Genomic DNA, 18,876 nt, shown 5'->3' with positions numbered 1-18,876 from the left:
GTATGAGATGTATTTTAGTAGGAGTAAAAACATCAAATAAAACTGAAAAAGAGCTTAAATACTCTTTGAATGAGTTGGAAGGGCTGGTTGAAGCCCTTGATGGTATTGCACTGGGTAAACTTTATCAAAAAAGGGAAACACCTGACCCTGCGACATACATTGGAAAAGGTAAAGTCAGACAGCTGAAAGAAATTGCCGAAGGAACTCAGGCTGACACAATCATATTTGATGCAAGCCTTACACCTGTCCAAATTACAAACATTGAAAATATTACAGGGGTAAATGTTTTAGATAGAACAGACCTTATACTATCCATTTTCTCTGAAAGGGCAAAAACAAAACAGGCAAAACTTCAGGTTGAGCTGGCAACACTTCAGCATGAGCTCCCGAGGATTTACGGTCAGAAAGGTAAGGCTATGTCCAGAATTGGGGGTGGTATGAAAACCAAAGGTGCAGGTGAAAAATTAGGTGAAATCAAGGTCAGAAGAATTAAAGAAAGAATCGCCAAAATAAAAAAAGAGCTGGAATACATCAAAAAACAAAGATACCAGCAAAGAAAATGGAGGAATAAAGATATTAACCTGCTAAAAGTTGCCCTTGTTGGTTATACCAATGCAGGTAAATCCAGTCTCCTAAACAGGCTTACAAAAAGAGAGGCGTTTATATCAAACCAGCTATTTGCTACACTGGACACAAAAACATCTTATATAGTATTCCCAGATATTAATAAAAAAGTAGTTATCACAGACACAGTCGGATTTGTAAAGGATATGCCAAAGGAAATTATGGATGCATTTATGGCAACCCTTGAAGAAGTAGAGGAAGCAGACCTTATACTCCATGTTGTTGATGTATCCGATGAAAACTGGCAGGAGAAGTTAGAGGCAGTGGAAAAAATACTTAAAAAAATCAAAGTTGACCATAAACCTGCTGTTGTAGTGCTTAACAAAGTTGATAAACTTGTTCCATCTCCTGAATTTTTAGACGAAAGTCAGGAACATATCCTTACAGGAAACAAGGAAACTATCACTATATCCACAGAAAAAGGCTGGAATCTTGACAAACTGATGGAAATTTTGAAAAAATATGCCAGTGAAAAAAATCTGGTTAGTTATAACTAAGCGGAGGCTAAAATGAGTGAATGTGTATTTTGCAAAATAATAAATAAAGAGATTCCGGCTGATATAGTTTATGAAGATGATATTATGATAGCTTTCAAAGATATAAATCCTCAGGCAAGGGTTCATATCCTACTGGTTCCAAAGGAGCACATACCTAATAATCTTTATCTGGAAGGAAGACACAAACCTGTTATTGGACATATTATCCTTAAGGCAAATGAGATAGCTAAGCAGCAAGGAATTGCAGAAACAGGATTCAGACTAATTGTAAACACAGGTCCAGATTCTGGACAGGAAGTTCCACATATCCACTGGCATTTACTTGGCGGAGAACCACTGGGAAGACTAATATGCAAGTAAAAGAAGATATGAAAACAATAGATGCAAGGGGAATGTTCTGTCCTACGCCCCTTATATATGTATCCAGAGAACTGAAAAAAATACCTGTTGGTGAAAGGGTTAAAGTTCTATCTGATGATAAAGCATTCAAAAAGGATATCCAGATATGGTGTCATGATACAGGAAATAAACTAATCTCGTTAGAAGAAAAAAACGGCGTATACGAAGCTGTTATAGAAAGGGGAACTGGCTGGCACGGTGATACTTTTCTGGAAAAGGTAAGATTTTATGCAATTGGTGTAAAACTTCATCTTTATGATTATTTCTACAGGTTATTTAAATCTGCTGGTCCTAAATATATAATCACTTTTATGTCTATTCCTGAAGGTTTCAGAGCCATAGAATTCCTCAAAGAAAAAGGAATAGAAGATTTTACAACACTACCTGTTCCTAACGAAATTTATGAGTTTTGCGGAGTAGTGATAGGATTTAAAGACAAAAATAGAGCTATAGAAGTATTTAATCTACTTAAAGAAAACAAATTTGGTGTTGAAAATATCCATCTTGTAGACAGGAAAAGAAAATATCCTGTGGTTGAAATCTAAGACTTTTTCTTGAGCTGGTCAATTCTGAAAACAGTTTCCTGTGGATGACAGCAGCTTTTTAGGTTTATATTCATATTGTTTACGATAGTATTATAAGCATCAATAAAACTCATAACCTGTCCACCGAAACCTTTGCTGAACTTCTCCGCATCTTCTTTGGATGCAAACGGAATGACACTTGGGCTACAACATGGAACAGCGGAGCTTCCCACAACATACCAGGCATTCAAAGCGCTAATTGGATTTTCTGTTATGAAGTCATAAGTAATTGCTGACACTTTTTTATCTTCGTATCTGCTATGGAGTAAAAATCCACAATGCTCGCAGCATGTCTCTATAACTTTTGCGTCTTCTACGGTTATTCTGTAAGGATATGCCCTTGTGATAGGTTTTTCACATATTGGACATGTATCAACCATAAGTGCTTCTGATTCATCTCTATCATTAAGTAAAACTGCACCATGTTTTCTTTTTATATACCCTTCCTGCTCAAGTTCCCGGACATCTCTGTATATTGTCATTTCAGAAACGCCGAATATGTTGCTTAATTCCTTTACCGAGGTTTCTTTCTTTTCCCTTAAAATTTCAAGAATTTTTTCTTTTCTGTTCATACTTGTCTCCTTACAAACTACCTTTTGTTGAAGGAGTATCTGTTCTCCTTGGGTCTTTTTCTATTGCATTTCTCAATGCCACTGCCAGCGCTTTTGTAAGAGCTTCGGCTATATGGTGAAGATTTTTCCCTGCAAGTGCTTTTAGATGAACTGTTATACCTGCAGACAAAACAAGACCCTTAAAAAACTCCTCCATCAGTTCAAAATCAAACTCTGTGATTTTTCCCCTTAATCCCATATCATCATAGAAAAGCAGAGGTCTACCTGATAAATCTACAGCACACATTGCAAGGGCTTCATCCATAGGTATTATTGCATCTCCAAATCTCCTAATACCCTTTTTATCCCCTAATGCTTCTTTTATTGCCATACCAAGAACTATTCCAACATCTTCAACTGTGTGGTGATGACTGACATGAATATCACCAGTGGCCATAACTTCAAGGTCAATAAGGGAGTGCTTTGAAAATGTCTCTAACATATGGGTTAAAAATCCTACAGGGGTATCAACATTATATTTTCCTGTTCCATCCAGATTTATAGAAAGTTCTATCTGTGTTTCCCTTGTTTCTCTTTTTATTGTAGCTGTTCTCATCTTTTTACCTCATTTGTTGTTAATCTGCTTCCTCTTTTATCTTCACCTTTTACAGGTAAAACCTCGCACATCTCCGATAGTCTGGAGGCTATAGAGCTTCCCATCCTTTCTTCCAGTGTGTTTTCCAGTATATCCTCATCCCCTTTTTTCTGGGATTTTAGCTCTATATTTGATGTAATTATTATCGGTTTTAACTCATTATATCTGTTAATAATAATATAGTGTAAGATATCCCTTGCCCAGTCTGAAAGTCTCTCTGAGCCAAGGTCATCAAGGACAAGGATTGGAGTTTCTACCACTTCTTCAAGAATTTCCCGTGCCGAAGCTGAGCCATCGAAGGAAGATTTAAGCTTGAATAAAAGTGAACGGGTGTCATAAAAAAGTCCTACTATTCCTTTTCTTCTGAAGAACTCCTTTAGAATACCAACAGCCAAATGGGTTTTCCCGACTCCCGGTTTTCCAACAAGGAAAAGGCCTTTTCCTTTTAGATAGTCATCAGAGTTTATATAATCCTCAATTCTGGTCAATATAAATTTATGTCCGTATTTTTTATCTGGAATAAAATTAGACAGATCTTTATCCCTATATCTATTAGGAATGTTCATTCTTTTGAAGATTGTGTCTGTGATATCTGAGTATCTGCAGACACATTTTGTAACACCATTTTCTTTAATAATCCAGCCGAGGCCACCACATATGGCACATTCTTTATTATTTTCCATAGAATACTCCAATGGATTTTTGAGATATAAAATATAATTTTTAGAAAAATTTAACAAGGGATAACTTTTAATGTTCCATAATGCCGTAGAAAATCATTTCTATAAATTCATCAGGGTCTTCTATTATTGGACCTTCTTTTTTAGAAATTACGTAAGCGAATACCTTTGCCTGAATTGAACCTAAGAAGAACATTGCTACTTCTTCAGGGTTGAGGTTTTTCTTAATACATCCTTCTTCCTGACCCTGTTTTACTATAGCTGAAATTTTTTCTTTATAATTTTTGACAAATTCGTTAAGAAGGTCTTTAAATTGAGAGTCTTCAGACCTTGAAAACTCAAAACACAAAACCGGAACAGCTCCTCTTGTTTCCTCAAGGACTTTTATATGGGCTTTCAGTAAAAATTCCAGTTTTTCTTTAACTGTTTTTCCCTTTTCAACTGCTTCTATTGCACTTCTTGAACACTGTGAAACATAACCATTGATAATTTCCAGAATTATCTCATCCATAGATTTGAAATGTTTGAAAATAGCAGCATCTGTAATCCCAAGCCTATCTGCTATATTTTTTGCTGTAAATTTTCTTAGACCTTCCTTTACTATTATTTCTGCACCTATTCTGACTATTTTTTCCTTTGTTGTAAGGTTTTCCATGTTTTCAGTGAACATTACTTTTTTCCTCCATTGCCATTTCAATCATTCTGAAAAATTCTTCTACAGGGACGAGAGCACCTGCTGCATTTCTATGGCCGCCTCCACCTAAAATCTGTGCAAGTTCAAGTGCATCCGGTTTTTGTCCTGTGTTACTTCTGAAGCTAAATTTAACATCTGTTCCTGAAAAGTTAAAAAGTGCTACAGCCTGATTGTATTTAGTGGCAAGAATATTTCCGATTTCTGATTGGAAGAAATTTGTATTAAAGCCTTTAACTATATAGTTCCCTATTTTTAGGGGAGTTTCTTTTGCCCTTTCTACAAATCTTTTTATTAAATAATCTGAAAATGAAGCAATTACTTTACCTTTTTCTATCAGTTCTTCAACAGGTTTATCAAAGAGTTTTAATATCTCTTCAGGTTTATTTGTTAGAGGTAATAGATACAGATTTACGTATTTTGTGGTTTCTCCATATTTCCATGTCCAGATATCCTGGTCTTCTACATATTTTATTATCCAGGGGGGCTGAGAACCGAATAGATATTTCCATGTTAAAGAAGCACCGGATTTCGTATTGTCAAATACATACTCAAAATTAGGGTATTTCCTTGCAGCCTCTTCAAGAATTTCTTTCACACTGATATGGTGGTCTATGTTTATAACCTTTCCTGCTTTTTGAATGAGTTTCTCAAGGTCTTCTTTCCTAAGGGAAAAATCAACTATATAAACTGTGGTTTCTTTGTCTACAGCTTCAAGTAATTGGTCTAACATTTCTTCATCGTATCCGTGTTCAAACGGAAACAATATACAATCAGGATATTTTTTCAGTAAAACCGCTGCAGCTGTTGTTCCATCTGTGCAATTGCCGTGATATACACATACAGTTTTTCCCATATTTCCCCCATTGGAGTTAGGTATAACTAACTTTAAAAAATTTTTTCATAAATTTCAACACTATCCGAAAATGAATATTACCCCTGAAGACAAAAGTTATTCATTTTTTTGGAAAAATTTTAATTTGACATACACAATATGTAGGGTTATCATTAATAAAAAACACTATATATAGTAGTTTCTTCAGGAGGAGTAGCCATGAAAAATTTACAATTCATTGGAAAAACATCTGTTAGAGATAATATCAGACTCTCAGAAAACCCAAGATATCCCGTATTCAAAGAAATATATACCAAACAGAAAAAGGCTGTCTGGTTTCCTGAGGAATTAAATATACAACAGGATGTTCTTGATTACAAATCTTTGACACCCACTGAGAAAGACTTATTTGATACATCTGTAGGATACTTTGCTTCTTCTGAACTGCTGGTTCAAAATGTTCTGGGAAATGGATTTTTCCCTGTTTTAACAGACCCTTATGCAAAGATGAGCTTTTCCACTCAGATGTTTATGGAGAATATACATTCAGATTTTTTTGAGATAATTCTCAACTCTTTTGAAATGGACAGAAAAAGAATCTATAACATAACACTTGAAGATAAACTTCTCCAGGAAAAGCAAGAACTCATCATTAGAGCTGTTGATAGAATTACTTACGGGAAGGCTGACCCTGATACACTGGAGGGAAAGAAACAGATATTAACAGCGATACTGCTTAATAACATTATTCAGGAAGGTATGTTCTTCTACTCTGCATTTGCACATTTCTTTGCTATGAAAGACACAGGAAAGATGAAAAATGTTGTTTCCGGAGTTGAACTGATACTAATTGATGAATCTCTGCACCTGCAAAACGGGATAGAAGCTATATTGACAATAGTTGAAGAAAATCCTGAGATAGTAGATGATGAGAAGTTTGTTGATAATATTCAGGAAACAATTATTGATGCTGTTGAGCTGGAACTTAACTACCTGAAAACTAAATTCGGTGGAACAACTATATTTGGTGTTTCTTACAAGGAACTGGAAAAATACATGAAATACATAGCTGACAGGAGACTTGAAGAACTTGGATTTGACCCTCAGTTCAAAATAGACCAGAACCCACTTAAGTTCCTACAAAAAGAAGATGTGAAGAAACTCACAAACTTTTTCGAAGTTTCCAGCACAGAATATACGAATTTCTAATTATGAAGTGCGTTATCTCCCGAAATTTCTGAGGGGGATGTTAAAAATATAAGAGGAGGTTGCTTATGCAAAGGATAGTCGTAAAGAGAGATGGAACAGAAGAAAAATTCCAGATGAAAAAGTTGATTAATGCTATATTTGCTCTTCTTGAAGGTATGGATATCCCTGATGATTATGAAATTGTGTTTAAAGTTGCAAAAGAACTTGATTTAAAAATACCGGAGAGGGTTACCACACAGGAACTTGATACACTCGTTCTCAAAGCTATAGAACAGCTTATCCCAAAACATTATATATATGATACCCTAGCTGCAAAACAGCTTTTAAAACTGATTAACAGAGAAATAGATAAAAGATTTAGTTCATTTAAAGAAGCCATTGAGTTTGGGGTAAAAGAAGGGCTTTATAAAAAGGAACTGCTGGATTTTGATATAGATTATCTAGAGCAAAATATAGATTACTCAAGGGATGCATTTCTTGATTACTTTGGAATGACAACCCTGAAAGACAGATATTTTACAAGGGACAGAGAAGGGAACATTATTGAAAAACCCCAGTGGTTTTTCATGAGAGTTGCAATGGGAATTGGTAATAATGAGGAAGAAGTCCTAAAAGTTTACAACAAAATCTCTAAACTGGAATACCTCCACTCTACGCCTACCCTTTATAATTCAGGAACTTCTACAAATCAATATTCAAGCTGTTATGTAAACGTCATAGATGACTCCCTTGAATCTATTATGGATAAAGCCAAAGAAACTGCCTTCCTTGCAAAATATGCAGGTGGCGTTGGAACTGATGTTACAAGGCTTAGAGCAACAGGCTCAAAAATACATTCTCTTAATGCAAAATCCTCAGGGCCAATACCATTTATCAAAATATTTGATACCATCGTAAATGCTATACAGCAGGGTGGTAGAAGAAGAAGCTCACAGGTTATGTATATGCAGCCATGGCATTATGATATAGATGCTTTCTTAGACCTCAGAGAAACAACAGGAAACCCATATTTTAGGACACCATCTCTGAATACTGCTATCTGGATGCCAGACGAAATAATGAGAAGGATTAAAGAAGGAGAGCCCCTTTATCTATTTGACCCTGCAGAATGTCCTGAACTTGTTGAAAGCTGGGGAGATGAATTTACTAAAAAATATTTTGAATGTATAGAAAAGGCAGAAACAGGAAAATTAAAACTCTGGAAAAAGATAGATTCACAGGACTGGTTTAAAAGATATTTGTTTAAACTGGCAAAAACAGGTCATCCATGGCTTACATTTAAGGATAGGCACAATGAACACAACCCATGTCCTGAATACGGCGTAATAAACTCTTCTAATCTTTGTGTCACAGGAGATACACGTCTTGCCACCCAGTGGGGACTTGTTAAAGCAGAAGAACTTTTTGAAAAAGGAGAACCTATAATTGCTACTTACGACAAAAGAACAGATGGTAATTGGGAAGATTATGGAGTATCAACAGCACAATGTTTAAAAATGTATAAAACAAAGGAAAACGCAGATGTTTACGAGGTTATAACAAAAGAAGGATACAAAATTAAAGCAACAGATTGGCATGAGTTTTACAGAGCTGTTCCTGATAAGCTGGAAAAAGGAAAATATGCAAAAGAATATAGAATTGAAAAAGCCAAATTATCTGATTTAAAACCAGGAGATAAACTTTTAATCCAATCAGGAGAAGGACAGTTTGGAGTAGAAGGATATTATGAGCTTGGTCTTTTAACAGGTTTAATCGTTGGAGATGGAACATTCGCGAGCAAAGGAAAATATAAATCTGTATGTATAGACCTTTATAATGAAGATGTTGAACTTGCAGATAAGGTTTTAGAAGCAATAGATACAGTTTTAGAAAAAGACTATCGATCTATAAATGGCAGAAATTACACAAACACACTACCTAAGGTATTTAATCATACACAAAATAGCAAAAAAGTTAGATTTAGTAATCAAAGATTAGCAAAAGTTTTAGAAAAATATGGATATTCAAAGGAGAGTAAACTTTCTGTTCCTGAGTTTGTGTTTAAAGGAACAAAAGAAACAGTTATAGGATTCTTGCAGGGACTATTTACAGCAGATGCAACAGTAAACAAGATAGAAAACAATGGTATACCAACATTCTCTATTCAGCTTGCAAGTAAGGAAAGAAAACTCTTAGAAGATGTCCAAATATTACTTGCAAACTTTGGTATAAAATCTTCTATTTCAAAAATGAGAGACTATGAAAAAGGACACTTTAGTTATATTGATAAAAATGGTGAGACAAAAATATATGACGCAAAACCTTTATACAGACTTTTACTCAATGGAATAAACGCAGTGAAATTTGTTGAAGAAATTGGATTTTTAGGTATAAAGCAAGAAAAAGCATTAAAAATATTAGAAGAAAGAGAAAATCTTGGATACCAAAGATATAGCAGAAAAACAGAGCATTTCTTTGCAACAGTTTCAGAAATAAAATATGTAGGAAAAGAAGATGTCTATGACACAACCCAGCTTTACAACCATTCACTTATATTCAATGGAATAGTAACAGGAAACTGCACAGAAATCTCAATTCCAAACTCTACAGAAAGCACTGCAGTATGCACACTGGCATCCGTTAACCTTTCAAAACATTTAAACAAAGACAAAACAGATATAGACTGGGATAAACTGAAAGACACTATAGAAACAATGGTTATGGCACTTGATAATATTCTGGATAAAAACTTTTATCCATCAGAAGAATCCCGCAGAAATACAATGGATTTAAGACCCCTTGGAATAGGTCTTATGGGGTTTGCAGAAACACTTGTAGAACTCGGTATCCCTTACGATAGCGATGAAGCTGTAGAATTTGCAGAAAAAGTAGCCAAGTTTATGAGGGATACTGCCTACGCCAAATCAGAAGAACTGGCGAAAGAAAAAGGCGCATTCCCACACTACGAAGAAATGAAAGAAAAAGGCAAACCTTATCCATATCCACCAAGACGAAATGCAGTCCTACTGGCAATTGCACCAACTGCTTCTATATCAATAATAGCCGGAACAACATCCTCAATTGACAGTTACTTCTCCAACGTTTACTCAAGAGATACACTCTCAGGTAAGTTTATCGTTGTAAATAAACAACTTATGAAAAAGCTAGAAGAGCTTGACCTGTGGAATGAAGAAATGGCAGAAAAAATTAAAGCGAACGGTGGATCAATCCAGTATATAGATGAATTAGATGGCAAAATTAATAAAGCACTGTTTAAAGGTGCTTATGAAATACATCCAAAAAGACAGATTGATATAGCAGCTGCATTCCAAAAATATGTTGACCAGGCAGTATCCAAGTCTATTTATATAGAAGAAGACCTTAGAGGAGATATGTTTGATATATATATGTATGCCTGGGAAAAAGGTCTTAAATCCACTTACTACTGCTTTATTGATAAGACGGTTAAAGGTGAAAAATACACTCAAAAGGTTAACAAAAGAGGAGCAAGAAGAGGATTTGGCCTTAGGAGAACAAAAGAAGAAGTCCAGCAAACAACACCAGAAGAAGATATTAAAGAAATTGAAAAAATGGCAAGGGAAAAGTATGGAGACGAGGTTGTAGATAAAGTTAAATCTGGAGATATAGATGCTTGTCCAACAGACCCGCTTTTAAATAAAATCTGTCCAAGTTGTGAATAACTTTTTGGGGGCTTCTTGCCCCTTTTTAATACATTTCTTCTAAGATTTCCTGAATTTTTTGTTTATTTACCTTTATTACTGTCCTTTCTATGATTAAACCTTCTTCTTTTAGTTCTTTTAATGTTCTGGAAAGTGTCTCAGGAGATACATTTAAAATAGAAGCAATTTTATTTTTATTCAGTGTAAAAAATAAATCCTCGTGGTCTTTTAAAAATTTCAGGATTTTCTTTTTAACATTTTTTTCAACCAGATTTTCACAATATTCATAATTTTTTTGTATTTTGCAGGCAAGATATTTCATAAACTCCCATTCCAGTTTAAAATTCTCCTTGAGCATATTAAAAAAGGGCTTTTTTTCAATTAAAAGAATCTCTCCATCTGTTTCCATTTCAGCAGAAATTGGAAACGGAATATCCTTTATTGCAGCAAACTCTCCAACAAATGATCCCGGGAGAATGTAATTTAAGGTCATATCTTTCCCATTACTAAAATTTGTTTTGAAAACCTTGACTACACCATTTACTACGTAATATAAAAAATCTGGAATATCTCCTTCATAAAAGACAATATCTCCTTTTTTGAACTTTCGGAGATGGGATATTTTTTGAAGATTTTCAAATTCCTGACCTTTTAAAGAGGGAAAGATATCCACTTTCATAATTTTCTCCGGAAGGTTCGTATTAATTATTTGCTTAATAATAATCCATAATTAATTTCAATCAATCCTTGATATCAGTCAATGCATACCTTTATTTTGCACATTAGGTTAAATAAAGGATAAAAACGGGAGGTGTTGATATGAAAAAGTTCCTATCGGTTGTAGCAGCTGTCGGACTAATAACATCTATAGCTTCAGCAGGGGATACAACAAAGCAAGTAGAGGAACTTGCTAACAAATATGGATGTAGTGGATGCCATGCGGTAGATAAAGTCAAACAGGGACCACCTTACAGGATAGTTGCAAAAGAGTATAAAGGAAAACCAAATGCAAAAGAAACACTTGTTAAAAGTGTTTTAGGTGGTTCTATGGGAAAATGGCAAAGATTAGGCAAAAAATATGGAGTAAAAATAAAAGCTTTTTATATGCCTGCACAACATGGTGTTAATAAACAGCAAGCAGAAAAAATAATAGACCTTATCCTCAAATTAGATACCAAATAAAAGGAGGGAATAGTGATGAAATCCAAAGTCAAGCTGGCACTGTTTTCAACGGTGGCAGCTGGGCTTCTTTCTTTGCCATCACAGGCACAGAGCCCAGCAGAAAAAGTTTATGTTCCACACGGAAAGCATGATGAATTTTATGCTTTCTTATCAGGAGGTTACAACGGTCAGATAGGAGTTTACGGGCTTCCTTCTGGAAGGCTGCTAAAAGTAATTCCTGTTTTCTCTGTATTTCCAATGAATGGTTATGGATATTCTGAGGAAACAAAAGCAATGTTAATGACAAGCCATGGATTTATTCCATGGGGAGACACACACCACCCAGAACTTTCACAAACAAACGGTGTCCCTGATGGAAGATGGTTGTTTGTAAATGAAAACAACACACCAAGAGTAGCAAGGATTGATCTTAAAACATTTGAAACAGAAGAAATTATTGAAATTCCATTTTCAGCAGGGAACCACGCTTCATCTTTTATAACTCCAGACTCAAAATATGTAACAGCTGCAACAAGATTTTCTATTCCAATTCCTCAAAAAGATGTTCCTATTGCGGATTATAAAAAATATTTCAAAGGAACATTAACATTTATCAGAGCTGACCAGCCAGGTAAAATGGATATAGCATTTCAAATTCTTGTTCCAGGTTATGACTACGACCTGGCACACTGTGGTAAAGGCCCATCTTATGGATGGTGTTTCTTCACATCATATAACACAGAACAAGCGCATACACTCCTTGAAATTAATGCTTCTATGAAAGATAAAGACTATATTGCGGCTGTTAATTGGAAAAGAGCAGAAGAATGTATAGCACAAGGTAAATATCATGTAATGAAAACCAGATATGCCCATAATTATAGACCTTTAGATGGAGATAGAATAGCAAGATCTGAAATAAAAACAGAGGTTAAATGGATTATCCCAAAAGAATGTCCGGGAGTTATGTATTATCTGCCAACACCAAAATCACCACACGGTGTTGATGTATCTCCAGACGGAAGATACATCATTGGTGGTGGTAAACTGGCAACAGTTATACCAATCCATTCATTTGATAAGATGATAAACGCTATCAAAAACAAACAATTTGCAGGCGAAGTTGATGGAATTCCAATTCTGAAATATGAAGCTGTTAACCACTGTGAACTTCCAAACCCATGTCTTGGACCACTGCACACAGAATTTGACGGAAAAGGTCATGCTTATACATCATGTTTCATTTCCTCAGATGTTGTTTACTACGACTACAAAAAATGTAAAATACTTGGACACGTTCCAACATACTACTCTGTTGGTCACCTGATGATTCCAGGTGGAGACTCTGCAAAACCATGGGGTAAATACCTTCTACCTATGAACAAAATTACAAAAGATGTATTCCTGCCAACAGGTCCAGAACTGCCACACGCAGGACAGCTTTATGATATTTCTGTAAATGTTGAAAATACAAAACCACAATTCCTCTTAGACGTTGCTGAACTTGGTGAACCTCACTATGCACAGGCTATTCCTGCAAAACTCCTTGCACCAAAAACACAAAAAATCTTTGAACTTGATAAAAACCAAAACCCATATGCTACAAAATCTGAAGAAGAAGCAAAAGTTGTAAGAAAAGGAAACGAAGTTCATGTTTATATGACAGCTATCAGATCACACTTTACACCTGACAATATTGAAGGTGTAAAAGTTGGTGATACAGTTTACTTCCATGTAACAAACATTGAACAAGACTGGGATATCCCACACGGATTTGCAGTATTCGGAGCAAAAACATCAAACCTCCTTATTATGCCAGGTGAAACACTCACTCTTAAATGGAAACCAGAAAAACCAGGAGTTTACCCATTCTACTGCACAGACTTCTGTTCTGCTCTGCACCAAGAAATGCAAGGTTATGTAAGAGTATCACCTGCAAATGCTAATGTTCCTATCAAATACGGCACAGGCGAAGAAATGCACGTAGTAAAATAAGGAGGGATTAAATATGAGCTGGATTTCTCGGGGGCTTATAGCCCTCGCTTCTATAATAATGATAGGCATTTATTTTCAGCCTTTATGGAAAATAAGACTTTATGCACCCCAATATCCTAATGGATTGGGAATGATAATTTGGGTAAACAAGATAACAGGTAAAAATCCCCACGACCTTCAAAATATAAATCTGCTTAATCACTATGTGGGAATGAAAAAAATTGACCCAAACTCAATACCTGAACTAAAAATATTGCCAGTGATATTTGGATTTATGATTCTGTTTGGTTTTATTGTAGCTATCACAGGAAGTAGAAAATTACTCTATGCATGGGTCATTCTTATAACTATAATAGGAATAGCTTCTCTTGTTGATTTCTGGCATTGGGAGTATGATTACGGGCATAATTTAAATCCACATGCCCCTATAAAAATACCCGGAATGGCTTATCAGCCCCCAATGTTCGGTTGCAAACATTTGCTTAACTTCAAAGCATGTGCATTCCCCTCAACAGGAACATATCTTCTGGCCTTATCAGGTGTTATTGGTGTTATTGCTGCAGGCATAGAATTCCTGAGAGGTAAAAAGGCCTGATGATAAAAAATAAAATAATAAAGATTTTCTTACTTATAATGGCTCCGGCGGCCATTTTTTTCTTTTTTGATGGTTGTAAGAAAAAAGAAGTTAAACCTGTCCCTATTAATTATGGGCAAGATGAATGTGCATACTGTAGAATGAAAATCACAGACCCAAGATATGGGTCGGAATTACTTTTGAAAACTGGAAAGGCATATAAATTTGATAGTGTAGAATGCCTTGCGGCATTTTATCTGGAATACAAAGATAAAGAGAAAATACATTCCCTATGGGTTCCGGACTTTTTAACCAAAAAATTTATTCCTGCGGAAAAAGCTATTTATCTAAGAGCTAAGAACTTACCCAGCCCTATGGGTATGAACCTGTCTGCATTTGAAAACAGACAGGAATTGGAAAAAGTAAGACAAAAATATGGTGGTGAAATATTAAACTGGGAGCAAGTTCTCCAGCTTGTTAAAAAAGAATGGATAGAAAACAAAAATAAAATGCATAAACATATGAAAATGTAAAAATGAAAAAACTTCTCTGCATAAAGGTAGTATTTTTTTTCATTATTGCTTCAGTATATGCAAAAACCATAACAGTATGTCCAAACTGTGAAATCTCATCAATAAAAAAAGCCCTTCAACTTGCCCAAAATGGCGATACTATCCTGATTAAAAAAGGTATATACAAAGAGGGAAATATCCTTGTCAAAAAATCTGTAAAGCTGATAGGTGAAGGCTATCCAGTTTTAGACGGCCAAAAGAAATATGAAGTAATTACCGTAAAGGCAAATAATGTTGTTGTTAAAGGACTGGTTATTCAAAACTCAGGAAAAAGTGATATTGAAGATATTGCCGGAATAAAATTTTTCAGGACAAAGAATTGTAGAATTGAAAACTGTATCTTGAAAAACAATTATTGGGGAATTTATTTTGCAGCTTCTAAAGGAGGCGTAATAAAAAATAACACTGTTGAAGGTCCTGCAAAACTTAAATATCTCAAATCAGCCTTTGGAACACGAATAGAAACAAACTTTGGGAATGGTATTCACCTGTGGCACTGTAAAAATATGCTTGTGGAAGGGAACCATGTTAAACACCATAGGGATGGTATCTACTTTGAATTTGTAAAAGACAGCACCATTATTAATAATGTAAGTGAAGAGAACCTCAGATACGGCTTACACTTTATGTTTTCCCATAGGGATAATTATATAAATAATACATTTAGAAGAAACGGAGCCGGTGTTGCTGTAATGTATACAAAACATGTGTATATGGCTAATAACAGATTTGAGTATAACTGGGGAGCAGAATCTTACGGAATTTTACTGAAAGAGATATATGACAGCTATATGTATCATAATGTTTTTTACAAAAATACCACAGGAATTTTTTCTGATAACACAAACAGAACAAAAATTATAGAGAATGATTTTATTGAAAATGGATGGGCAATGAGAATTTGGGCTAATTCACAGGATAATTTATTCAAACATAATAACTTTATTTCAAATACATTTAATCTGGCTACAAATAGCTTTGAAAATCCAAATAAATATGAAGAAAATTACTGGAGTGATTACAAAGGATACGACCTTAACCACGATGGAATAGGGGATGTCCCTTATAGACCTGTATCCTTATTTGGATATCTGACAGAAAACTATCCCCAGTCTATAATACTTAGTAGAAGTTTTTTTGTATATCTGATAGACCTTACAGAAAGGATGTTCCCAATGCTTATACCCTCAAGTCTGGTTGATAAAAGACCTCTTATGAGGAGATATGAATGGTCAAAGTAAAAAATCTTTATAAAAAATTTGGTAAACAGGAAGTTTTAAAAGGAATAAATCTGAATTTAACAAAAGGTAAAGTAGTTTCTATTTTAGGACCTAACGGTTCTGGAAAAACAACCCTTATAAAATCAATTTTAGGCCTTGTGATACCAACAGAAGGAGAAATTTATGTAAAAGGCGAAAGTATAGATAAAAGCTGGTATTACAGAAGATTTATCGGTTATATGCCTCAAGTTGCTGTTTTCCCTGAAAATTTAACTTTAAAAGAAGTGATTAATATGCTTATAGATATAAGAAGGGAAGGATACAACCCAAACATAAAGGAAGAATTCATAAAATACTTTAAACTTGAGCAATATATGGACAAAAAACTTAAGAATTTATCTGGAGGAACAAAACAAAAAGTAAGCGCATTAATTACATTTATGTTTGACCCTGAGATTTTCTTTTTAGATGAACCAACAGTGGGACTTGACCCGGTTTCCAGCAGTTTCCTCAAAGACAAAATTCGTCAGCAGGTAGAAAGGGATAAATTAGTTGTTTTGACCTCCCATATTATGAGCGAAGTTGAGGAACTTGCAGATGAGATAGTGTTTCTACTGGAAGGACAGATTTATATTACAGGAACAGTAAAAGAGATAATAGAAAAATCAGGTGAAAAAAATCTTGAAAGGGCTATAGCAAAACTAATGGAGAAAGGATACCATGCTAAAGCTTCTTAAATACGAATTTTATAATATGTATAGAAATAAATGGATAATTTTTTATACTTTATTTTTCTTAATTCTTACATCAGCATTATTTTATTTTGCAAAAGCACCTGTTAAAGTTGTTTCAACCTTGTTACAGCTTGTTATCCTTGTTATTCCCCTTATAAGCCTTATTCTTGGCACAATATTTATGTATGATTCAAGGAATTTTATAGAGCTTTTATTATCCCAGCCTATAAATAGGAGAAATATATATCTTGCAAAATATCTTGGGACATCAATATCCTTATCCCTTAGCTTTTTAATCGGGATATGGCTGCCATTTGTAGTTTCCCTAAAATACATAGAAGCTCCTCCAGAATATCTGCTATATACTTCCCTTACAGTTTCCGGGATATTCCTCACATTTATATTTGTTGCCTTTGCATTCATGATTACAACATTTTTTGAAGATAGAGTGAAAGGATTCGGCGCGTCAATTCTATTATGGCTTTATATGACCCTTATTTATGACGGAATTATACTTTTTGTTATCGTTTATTTCAGGGATTATCCTCTGGAAAAACCTGTTTTGATACTTTCTATACTTAATCCTGTTGATATTGCCAGAATATTTGTAATTCTAAAACTTGATGTTGCAGCATTGCTGGGATATACCGGTGCAATATTCCAGAAATTTTTTGATACAGGATTTGGAATAGCCGTTTCTCTTGTTGTTATGCTGCTATGGGTTTTGGTTCCGCTATTTTTAGGTTTATTCAAATTTGGAAGAAAAGATTTTTAGGAGGATAGAAATGAAAAAGCTGTTTGCTGCTGTGGTTATTTCTTCTGTTGCCTTTGTATCTACGAGTAATGCAATCACACGGGGAGAAATAGAAAAAAATCCATTGCTTATGGGTAAAATGCTGGCCAAAAGATGTGCATGGTGTCATGATATAAACAGGATTGTAATTGCACCGCCTTTTAAAACTATTTTAGAAAGATATAAAAATGTTCCAGATGATACATTAAAAAAACAGTTTGCAGAAGTTATTAAAAATGGAAGCAAAGGCAAATGGACTAAATGGATGAAAGAACATATCAAGGCTAAAAAATTAGGAAGTGTAGAGGCAATGTATATGCCTCCACAAAGACCTTATTACAACGATAAAGAGATTGAACTTATTGTTAACTGGCTTTTAAGCCTGAGGAAATAATTATTTCATTTCAACAGGGGCTTGTATAGTAATTGCCCCTGATTTATCAAAAATTAATGTGAATTTAACTTTTTCCCCGGGTTTTATAGGCTCTTTTAATCCCATCAACATTACATGGTAACTTCCTGGTTTGAAGACTACTTTTGAGTGTGGAGGAATTTTAAGTTTTTCAACGTGGAGCATTTTCATTACGCCTTTACTGTTTTCAGTTTTATGAACCATCACTTTGTTACATATATCTGTTTTTACTGCAATAAGCACATCCGGGGAGTCTCCATTATTTTCAATTACCATAAAAAGTGCTGTATTTTTTAGCGTTGGAGGAACAGCTCTCACCCATGGGTCTTTAATTACGATTTTCGGTTGTGCAAAAACTCCAAAAAATAATCCAGTCAGTAAAAAAGCTACAATTTTCTTCATTTTGCATCTCCAAAGAATTTCATTACTTGTATTATATCCTGAGCTATTTTTTCAGGATCATCATTTGCAGGTCTAAAGATTAACCTGATAACTCCATTTTTATCAAGTAGATAAATAAATGCTGTATGGTCTACCAGATAGCCTACTTCTGGATTATCTTTTACAGGGACTTTTTCGTAGTATGCCCTAAACATATGTGCAACCTTTTTTATTTCTTCAGGTGAACCTGTAAGCCCTGTCATATATTTTCCTGATGGATCATAAAAAGAAAGGAATTTTTTTAAAAGTTTTGGTGTATCTCTTTCAGGGTCTACAGAAATAAATAACACATGAACTTTATCTTTGTATTTTCCCAGATGTTTTAATGTTTCAGAAATTCTAAACATAGTTGTAGGACATACGTCTGGGCAGTATGTATATCCAAAGAATATAAGAAGATACTTTCCTTTAAAATCTGAGAGACTTACCTTTTTACCGTCTTGATCAGTAAGAGTAAAATTATGAACTTTTTGGACATAAGGATAACCATAAAACTGATATGCCAAAACTGTTTGGGTTAAGAATAACATAACTGCTAATACTAAAATTCTTAATTTGTTCATTCTGTTATACCCCCATCTCATTCATCT

General features: G+C 34.6%; 21 protein-coding genes. 13 read left to right on the top strand and 8 right to left on the bottom strand.

What is annotated here, in order from left to right:
- Positions 1-2 precede the first annotated feature (2 nt).
- From hflX to MVE07_RS04905, 3 genes are read left to right on the top strand one after another with little or no spacing between them, the layout of a single operon-like run.
- Positions 3-1,121, top strand: a complete 1,119-nt coding sequence (gene hflX / locus MVE07_RS04915; protein WP_297454823.1) for a GTPase HflX — start codon at positions 3-5, stop codon at positions 1,119-1,121.
- 12 nt (positions 1,122-1,133) lie between these two features.
- Complete coding sequence (locus MVE07_RS04910; RefSeq protein WP_008289495.1) at positions 1,134-1,481, top strand: histidine triad nucleotide-binding protein; 348 nt, start codon at positions 1,134-1,136, stop codon at positions 1,479-1,481.
- Positions 1,472-2,065, top strand: coding sequence for a sulfurtransferase TusA family protein (locus MVE07_RS04905; protein WP_297454819.1), 594 nt, complete (start codon positions 1,472-1,474; stop codon positions 2,063-2,065). The genes MVE07_RS04910 and MVE07_RS04905 overlap by 10 nt, the downstream gene beginning before the upstream one ends.
- Here MVE07_RS04905 and MVE07_RS04900 read toward each other — a convergent pair.
- The 5 genes from MVE07_RS04900 to MVE07_RS04880 form a co-directional block, all read right to left on the bottom strand.
- Positions 2,062-2,676, bottom strand: coding sequence for a DeoR family transcriptional regulator (locus MVE07_RS04900; protein WP_297454817.1), 615 nt, complete (start codon positions 2,674-2,676; stop codon positions 2,062-2,064). The two genes, MVE07_RS04905 and MVE07_RS04900, sit on opposite strands and share 4 nt — an antisense overlap.
- Positions 2,677-2,686: 10 nt before the next feature.
- Positions 2,687-3,271: an imidazoleglycerol-phosphate dehydratase HisB gene (gene hisB, locus MVE07_RS04895; RefSeq protein ID WP_297454815.1), complete on the bottom strand. Its 585-nt coding sequence runs from the start codon at positions 3,269-3,271 to the stop codon at positions 2,687-2,689.
- Positions 3,268-3,993 (bottom strand): ATP-binding protein, encoded by a 726-nt coding sequence (locus MVE07_RS04890; RefSeq protein ID WP_008289698.1) that lies wholly within the window; start codon positions 3,991-3,993, stop codon positions 3,268-3,270. Before MVE07_RS04890 ends, hisB begins: the two co-directional genes overlap by 4 nt.
- A 67-nt stretch (positions 3,994-4,060) precedes the next feature.
- Positions 4,061-4,660: a TetR/AcrR family transcriptional regulator gene (locus MVE07_RS04885; RefSeq protein ID WP_297454809.1), complete on the bottom strand. Its 600-nt coding sequence runs from the start codon at positions 4,658-4,660 to the stop codon at positions 4,061-4,063.
- Positions 4,650-5,537, bottom strand: coding sequence for a DHHA1 domain-containing protein (locus MVE07_RS04880; protein WP_297454807.1), 888 nt, complete (start codon positions 5,535-5,537; stop codon positions 4,650-4,652). Before MVE07_RS04880 ends, MVE07_RS04885 begins: the two co-directional genes overlap by 11 nt.
- Positions 5,538-5,735: 198 nt before the next feature.
- On the opposite strand from MVE07_RS04880, the gene MVE07_RS04875 reads away from it, so the two are divergent.
- Positions 5,736-6,725, top strand: a complete 990-nt coding sequence (locus MVE07_RS04875) for a ribonucleotide-diphosphate reductase subunit beta (protein ID WP_297454805.1) — start codon at positions 5,736-5,738, stop codon at positions 6,723-6,725.
- Between the two features lie 65 nt (positions 6,726-6,790).
- Complete coding sequence (locus MVE07_RS04870) at positions 6,791-10,405, top strand: LAGLIDADG family homing endonuclease (RefSeq protein WP_297454804.1); 3,615 nt, start codon at positions 6,791-6,793, stop codon at positions 10,403-10,405.
- Between the two features lie 25 nt (positions 10,406-10,430).
- Here the strand turns inward: MVE07_RS04870 and MVE07_RS04865 are convergent, their stop codons facing one another.
- Positions 10,431-11,063 (bottom strand): Crp/Fnr family transcriptional regulator, encoded by a 633-nt coding sequence (locus MVE07_RS04865; RefSeq protein WP_297454802.1) that lies wholly within the window; start codon positions 11,061-11,063, stop codon positions 10,431-10,433.
- Positions 11,064-11,203: 140 nt separating this feature from the next.
- On the opposite strand from MVE07_RS04865, the gene MVE07_RS04860 reads away from it, so the two are divergent.
- Genes MVE07_RS04860 through MVE07_RS04825 form a run of 8 tightly spaced genes read left to right on the top strand, consistent with a single transcriptional unit; the run spans position 11,204 to position 17,827 of the window.
- Positions 11,204-11,566, top strand: a complete 363-nt coding sequence (locus tag MVE07_RS04860) for a c-type cytochrome (protein ID WP_297454799.1) — start codon at positions 11,204-11,206, stop codon at positions 11,564-11,566.
- A 15-nt stretch (positions 11,567-11,581) separates the two neighbouring features.
- Complete coding sequence (gene nosZ, locus MVE07_RS04855; RefSeq protein ID WP_297454796.1) at positions 11,582-13,540, top strand: Sec-dependent nitrous-oxide reductase; 1,959 nt, start codon at positions 11,582-11,584, stop codon at positions 13,538-13,540.
- Positions 13,541-13,553: 13 nt separating this feature from the next.
- Positions 13,554-14,135 (top strand): hypothetical protein, encoded by a 582-nt coding sequence (locus MVE07_RS04850; RefSeq protein WP_297454793.1) that lies wholly within the window; start codon positions 13,554-13,556, stop codon positions 14,133-14,135.
- Positions 14,135-14,647 carry a nitrous oxide reductase accessory protein NosL gene (locus tag MVE07_RS04845; RefSeq protein ID WP_297454791.1) on the top strand — a complete coding sequence of 171 codons (513 nt, stop codon included), beginning with the start codon at positions 14,135-14,137 and terminating at the stop codon, positions 14,645-14,647. Before MVE07_RS04850 ends, MVE07_RS04845 begins: the two co-directional genes overlap by 1 nt.
- Positions 14,648-14,649: 2 nt before the next feature.
- Positions 14,650-15,927, top strand: coding sequence for a nitrous oxide reductase family maturation protein NosD (locus MVE07_RS04840; RefSeq protein ID WP_297454788.1), 1,278 nt, complete (start codon positions 14,650-14,652; stop codon positions 15,925-15,927).
- The gene (locus MVE07_RS04835) at positions 15,915-16,643 is read left to right on the top strand and encodes an ABC transporter ATP-binding protein (protein ID WP_297454785.1); all 729 of its coding nucleotides are present in this window, start codon (positions 15,915-15,917) and stop codon (positions 16,641-16,643) included. Before MVE07_RS04840 ends, MVE07_RS04835 begins: the two co-directional genes overlap by 13 nt.
- Positions 16,627-17,415, top strand: a complete 789-nt coding sequence (locus MVE07_RS04830) for an ABC transporter permease subunit (protein WP_297454781.1) — start codon at positions 16,627-16,629, stop codon at positions 17,413-17,415. The genes MVE07_RS04835 and MVE07_RS04830 overlap by 17 nt, the downstream gene beginning before the upstream one ends.
- Before the next feature lie 10 nt (positions 17,416-17,425).
- The gene (locus MVE07_RS04825; protein WP_297454779.1) at positions 17,426-17,827 is read left to right on the top strand and encodes a c-type cytochrome; all 402 of its coding nucleotides are present in this window, start codon (positions 17,426-17,428) and stop codon (positions 17,825-17,827) included.
- Here the strand turns inward: MVE07_RS04825 and MVE07_RS04820 are convergent, their stop codons facing one another.
- Both MVE07_RS04820 and MVE07_RS04815 read right to left on the bottom strand, forming a co-directional pair.
- Positions 17,828-18,247, bottom strand: coding sequence for a copper chaperone PCu(A)C (locus MVE07_RS04820; protein ID WP_297454776.1), 420 nt, complete (start codon positions 18,245-18,247; stop codon positions 17,828-17,830).
- Positions 18,244-18,849 carry an SCO family protein gene (locus MVE07_RS04815; RefSeq protein WP_297454773.1) on the bottom strand — a complete coding sequence of 202 codons (606 nt, stop codon included), beginning with the start codon at positions 18,847-18,849 and terminating at the stop codon, positions 18,244-18,246. The genes MVE07_RS04820 and MVE07_RS04815 overlap by 4 nt, the downstream gene beginning before the upstream one ends.
- Between the last annotated feature and the right edge of the window lie 27 nt (positions 18,850-18,876).

Source organism: Persephonella sp. (assembly GCF_027023985.1).
Lineage (GTDB): Bacteria > Aquificota > Aquificia > Aquificales > Hydrogenothermaceae > Persephonella_A.
This window is presented reverse-complemented; position numbering and strand designations above follow the sequence as displayed.